Source organism: Kamptonema animale CS-326 (genome assembly GCF_028330895.1).
In the GTDB taxonomy this organism is placed as follows: Bacteria; Cyanobacteriota; Cyanobacteriia; order Cyanobacteriales; family Microcoleaceae; genus Kamptonema; species Kamptonema formosum.
The window spans coordinates 1-5771 of the sequence record NZ_JAQMUA010000029.1; the positions used below are offsets into that span (position 1 = coordinate 1).

The window sequence follows — 5771 nt, forward strand, 5'->3', positions numbered from 1 at the left end:
GCGGTAAAGTCACCGCCAAGATGGCGGCGTTACAAATGAAAACGCCCAGTCATGCTATTATCAATTTGGCAATTCTTGGTAAACCCCAACTGCCGCAAGCTAATCTGCTAATCGTAATTGGCGGAATTTTACCGGATATCCCGATATTTCTCTTCTATTTTTGGGCGAAATTCATAGTTCGCCTGCCCGATAGCAAAATTTGGTCAGAAGCTTACTATGAGCCTGTTATCCAAAATGTTATTGCCCTCTTTCATTCTATTCCTCTTGCGGCTATTGGCTGGTTGATTGCCTATTATTTCGGTTGGCAACAAATGCAAATTATTTGTATCAGCATTATCCTGCATTGTTTGGGAGATTTACCCGTTCATAATGATGATGCTCATAGGCATTTTTTTCCTTTCAGCAATTACCGTTTTATCAGTCCGATTTCTTATTGGGATAGAAAGCATTACGGCGCAATTGTTGCCTTTGTGGAAATGTTGCTCGTGGTGGTGGCAACATTACGAGTGTTTCCTTTTGTCAACTCCTATATTGGTAAAATTTTGCTGATTTTAGTTAATAGTTTTTACTTGATTTCGTATTTCTAGGATGGCGGTGTTACGAAACCCTGGATAAGTCTTAAAATTTCAAGACCTCCGAATATTAAAACAGCACCAATCTTGCCGCCGCCACAATGTCGCCACTACCCAACCATGCTGCTCTAAAGTATCAGCAATAGGCTTAGCTTGTTCTAGTAAAATTCCGCTAAGAACTCCCCAAGTAGTGGGTTTAGAAATTGCCTCAAACTGGGGAATCAAATCAATAATAACTTCTGCTAAAATATTGCACATCAAACCGTCAACAGGGCCATCAATCGTTTTTATCAAACGATCGATCGTACCCTCTTCTACATTTAACTGGTGAGAGAGAATCCGGTTAAGTTTACGATTGCTAATAGCAGCACTTACCGCCAAGGGATCTGTATCCACAGCATAGGCTTTTTTAGCTCCTAATAAGACTGCTCCAATTGATAAAATTCCCGATCCGCAACCAATATCAGCTATGACAGGAGCATTTTCATCTGAGCCAAAACCGAGCCGCATTTCTAAGGACTCTAAACATAACTGAGTTGTCGCATGAGTACCTGTGCCAAAAGCCATGCCGGGATCTAAACGTAGCAAAAGCCTTTCTGAATTTGTTGGTACTGGTAGCCAAGCGGGGTAAACTAAAAAGCGATCGCCAATTTCTTGAGGTTGCCAGTGTACTTTCCAACTGCTGGCCCAGTCTTCTTCATCAATTAAATTCCACTGAGTAGCGGGTAGTGATAAACCCGAACAAAGAGCATCTTGGCGCAGATACAAAGAAAGAGCTGCTAAATCTAGTAAACCTGCCTGTTCTTCCGGCAAGTAAGCTGATATTAAACAGTAATTATTTTTCATCTCGCTGGCAGTTCCGCGACAGCCAAAATTTTCCAAACGCCAGAAGATTATATCTTCTAACCCTGGATCGCAAATAACTCGAATTTCCCACCAGCTATGTGCCATAAATTAATTAAAAATTAAAAATTAAAAATTAAAAATTGGGATGCTGCATTTTTAATTTTTAATTTTTAACTTTTTATTGCTAAAGAGTTACCGTGTAAGCATCTCGAATACCTGCAAGTTTGATAATCTCGGCCAATATTCCTTCTGGCAGAGGATCATCAAGGCTCAGTACCATTACTGCATCTCCGCGCACGATTCTGCGACCTACTTGCATACTGGCAATATTGACATTAAAACTGCCCAATAGGGAACCAAGTTTGCCAATAATTCCTGGCATATCGCGGTGCAAGGTAAATAACATATGGCGACTAGGAGAAACGTTCACGGGGAATTCATCGACGCTGGTGATCCGAATTTCATCTTCACCGAGTACGGCACCGGTGACGGTGTGCTCGCCGAGAGTTCCTTTAGCTTCTAATCGCAAAGAGCCTGCGTAGTCGCGGACGGAGGCATCTCGTGTCTCGATTACGCGAATGCCGCGCTCTTTGGCTTCGATGCTGGCATTGACGTAGTTTACTCGTTCGCGCAGTGCTTGAGATAGGAGGCCTTTAAGGGCGGCCACGACTACTGGCTGACTTTGATTGTTGGCAAGTTCTCCTTGGAGGAGAACATTCAGGTAATCGACTCGTCCTCCTGCTAGCTGACTGACCAAATTGCCGAGGGTTTCAGCTAATTGCAAGTAAGGTCTGAGCTTTTCGATCGCATCCGGGTAGATGCCAGGAATATTCACCGCAGACCGGGCTGGCAGGCCCAGGAGCACGTCTCGAATTTGTTCGGCGACATCGATCGCGACATTCACCTGAGCTTCCGCTGTCGAGGCTCCTAAGTGGGGTGTGAGGATGGCTTTTTGACCGAGCGATCGCAGCGGTGAATCAGCTTGTAGGGGTTCGTTTTCGTAAACATCTAAAGCTGCACCCGCAATTTGACCCTCTTCTAAAGCTTTTGCTAAGGCTGTTTCGTCGATGATACCGCCTCTGGCACAGTTGATAATCCGGGCGGTAGGCTTCATCTTCTCCAAGACTTCAGCGTTAATCAGGTGATAAGTTTCTGGAGTTTTGGGAATGTGCAGCGTGATGTAGTCGGATTCACGCATGAGCAATTCTAACTCTACCAATCTACAGCCAATCTGTTCGGCGCGTTCGGTGGAGATGAAGGGGTCATAAGCTAGCAATTTCATCCCCATCGCTTTGGCGGCGGCGGCGACATGAGAACCAATTTTGCCTAAACCGACGATACCGAGAGTTTTTTTATAAACTTCAACGCCCATAAAGCGATTGCGTTCCCACTTGCCGTTTTTCACGGAGTGATCGGCATCGGGGATGTAGCGGGAGATAGCTAACATCATCGCGATCGCGTGTTCGGCGGCCGCGATCGTGTTACCTTCTGGGGAATTGACAACTACGATACCTTTGCGAGTAGCAGCGGGTACGTCTACATTATCGACCCCCACGCCAGCCCGGCCGATGATTTTAAGCTGATTGGCTGCTTCAATTATTTCTTTAGTAACTTGGGTGCCGGAACGGATCATCAGAGCGTCATACTCTGGGATAATTCGCACCAGTTCCTCTAGTGGTAAACCAGTTTTTACATCAACTTGAGCAACTTGGGACAGAATATCAAGTCCAGCAGCATCAATGGGATCGGAGACAAGAACCTTTGGCATAGCAGGTGGGGCAAAGTAAACAAAGCTTTCCGCAGTATGCAATTGTATCTGTATCAGGGGTCTATGTACTGCCTTTTGCTGGAAAGATTTTAGCTTTCCCTTGAAAATTCCATTTAAAATCCCTCAACTCCTTACCTAGTAAGTCTTTTATCGCTATAATTCATCATGGGACTTACGCAAAAGTATCTGTAACGCCGCCCTCTGGATGGTAAAGATACCGCCAAGATGGCGGCGTTACGCGGTATTGCGTAAATCCTGTTTTCCTTCGGGGCCAATGCTGGCGGTGCTGCTGAATGTGATAGTGTCATCATTTATGGGATCTAGTGCGATCGCGCATCATAGCAGTTTGCAATTGGGTGAGGCATAACCTTTTAATTACCAATTACCAATTACCAATTACCCATTACCAATTACCCATTACCCATTACCAATTACCCATTACCAATTACCCATTACCAATTACCCATTACCAATTTTAGTTATGAATTATCTAGTTGCCATACTCCCCGACCGAATTCAAGCCGAAGCTGCTTATTCTGCCCTGGAAAAAGAAGGCTTGCCCATGAAGCAAATTAGCATCTTAGGCAGAGGCTATAAAAGCGCTGATGAATATGGCTTAATTGACCCCAAAGAACAGGCTATCAAACAAGCTAAATTCATGGCAATTTGGCTTGTACCCTTTGGATTTTTTGCAGGATTTTGTTTTAGCTTGATTACTGGCTTAAAGACTTTTGCCTTTGCCGGTGAACTTGGCGATCACGTCATCGGCGGTATTTTAGGAGCTCTTTCTGGAGGACTGGGAAGTCTTTTTGTTGGCGGCGGTGTTGGTTTAGTATCTGGCGACGCTTTACCTTATCGTAACCGCTTAAATGCAGGCAAATATTTGGTAGTTGTTAATGGCAATGAAACTCTCACCCGCCAAGCTACAATTATCCTCCGCCAATTCGATCCTGAAAATATTCAAGGTTACTCTGATTCTAATATTTTTAGTTGAGCAGATACTCAAAAAATAGTATGAGGGCAGTGTGTTAAAGATCAAAACTGAACGCCTGGAACTAATTCCTTATTCACTGGAAGTTGCAGAAGCCGCAATCGCTGACAAATATCAGATAGAAAAGCTCTTAAATGTCAAGATTCTTAGCGATTGGCCTTGGTCAGAGGTAGAGGAAGTTTTACCCTTTTTTGCTCAATTAGCTGCCGATCCTTTACAGTTAGGTTGGGGCGCTTGGTTAATGATTCATACTAGAGAAAATACTATTATTGGCGATTTAGGCTTTGGTGGCAAAAATGAACAGGGAATAGTTGAAATGGGTTACAATGTTCTGCCTGCTTATCAAAACCAAGGTTACGGTTTTGAAGCGGTACAAGCACTGGTTAATTGGGCATTAACTCAACCAAATTTACATAAAATTACCGCGACTTGCCCTCAAGACCATTTAGCATCAAAACGGATTTTAGAAAAAGTGGGAATGCAATTAAAAAGTTGTGAAGAAGGTTTATTAAAATGGGAAATGGCGCTATAATATACTTTTAAGAATTACGCAAAACTGTTTGTAATGCCGCCTCTGGGCGGTATCTTTACAGCAACCAAGGGCGGCGTTACATAAAATGAAAGCAAGCTACCTTAATCTAAAATCAGAAGATGTTACCAAGAGAAGAACTGTTAAAAGGAATTGAAAATCGCGAGTGTGTGGCCCGTGCGATCGACCAAGCTGAGCAAGCACTCAAAACTTGGGAAATTAGCATGACTGATTTTCTCTCTCCCCCTGAGTTAGCGGAGACACAAAAGGTATTTAGTCGATTAACAGAAGTACAACTAATTGCTTGGGGAGGCTATCCACAGGCGGAACGCCAAAGACTTGCGATCGCGCGTTCTGAAATTCCTTTAGACAATTATAGCGTAAGTGTTGCAGCCTTAGAAATAGCTGGTAATTTCCTCTTTGATACCGCATCTCACCGCGACTTTTTAGGATCTATTTTGGGTTCTGGAATTGTCCGAGAAAAAACTGGCGATATCATCGTTTTAGGGGAAAGGGGAGCACAAGCAATAGTTGTGCCGGAACTGGTAGAATATTTAGAGATGCACTTAAAGCAAGTTCGTTCTGTTCCCGTACAAATTCAGCGGATAGAGTTGAGCGAACTTAAGATTAAGGAACCTAAAAAGAAGGAATTAACAACAGTAGAAGCATCAATGAGATTGGATGCGATCGCATCTGCTGGATTCGGGATGTCTCGTAGCAAAATGGTTGATTTAATTGAAGGCGGAGATGTGCGAGTTAACTGGAAAGATATCAGCCAATCTAGCCATATTATTAAGTCGGGAGATTTAGTTGCCATTCGTGGTAAAGGGCGATTAGAAATTGGGGAAGTGATGGTTACGAAAAAAGACCGTTATCGCATACAGTTAACTCGGTATATTTAAGAAGAAGGGACTAGGGGCTAGGGACTAAGGACTAGGGAAAGATGGGGAGGATGAGGGAGATGGGGAGAATTTTTCCCAATTAGCCATTAGCCATTACCAATTACCAATTAGCCATTACCAATTACCAATTACCAATTACCAATTACCAATTACCAATTACCAA

At 43.5% G+C, this 5771-nt stretch carries 7 protein-coding genes; 5 read left to right on the plus strand and 2 right to left on the minus strand.

The window, feature by feature from the left end:
• The coding region (locus tag PN499_RS02195) for a hypothetical protein (RefSeq protein WP_465249957.1) at positions 1 to 587 on the plus strand (587 nt) is incomplete at its 5' end.
• Positions 588 to 626: 39 nt separating this feature from the next.
• Here PN499_RS02195 and prmA read toward each other — a convergent pair.
• The gene (gene prmA, locus PN499_RS02200; protein WP_272030021.1) at positions 627 to 1523 is read right to left on the minus strand and encodes a 50S ribosomal protein L11 methyltransferase; all 897 of its coding nucleotides are present in this window, start codon (positions 1521 to 1523) and stop codon (positions 627 to 629) included.
• Between the two features lie 79 nt (positions 1524 to 1602).
• Complete coding sequence (serA, locus tag PN499_RS02205; RefSeq protein ID WP_272030023.1) at positions 1603 to 3186, minus strand: phosphoglycerate dehydrogenase; 1584 nt, start codon at positions 3184 to 3186, stop codon at positions 1603 to 1605.
• 205 nt (positions 3187 to 3391) lie between these two features.
• Here serA and PN499_RS02210 point away from each other — a divergent pair, with 205 nt between their 5' ends.
• The 4 genes from PN499_RS02210 to PN499_RS02225 all read left to right on the plus strand — a co-directional run bounded on the left by PN499_RS02210 (position 3392) and on the right by PN499_RS02225 (position 5608).
• Entirely contained in the window at positions 3392 to 3553 is a 162-nt protein-coding gene (locus PN499_RS02210; RefSeq protein WP_272030025.1) for a hypothetical protein, read from the plus strand.
• Positions 3554 to 3667: 114 nt separating this feature from the next.
• Entirely contained in the window at positions 3668 to 4180 is a 513-nt protein-coding gene (locus PN499_RS02215; protein ID WP_272030026.1) for a hypothetical protein, read from the plus strand.
• A gap of 31 nt (positions 4181 to 4211) precedes the next feature.
• Positions 4212 to 4709 (plus strand): GNAT family N-acetyltransferase, encoded by a 498-nt coding sequence (locus PN499_RS02220; RefSeq protein WP_272030027.1) that lies wholly within the window; start codon positions 4212 to 4214, stop codon positions 4707 to 4709.
• Positions 4710 to 4828: 119 nt separating this feature from the next.
• A complete protein-coding gene (locus tag PN499_RS02225) occupies positions 4829 to 5608 on the plus strand; it encodes a photosystem II S4 domain protein (RefSeq protein ID WP_272030029.1) in 780 nt (259 codons plus the stop codon).
• Positions 5609 to 5771: the final 163 nt, after the last annotated feature.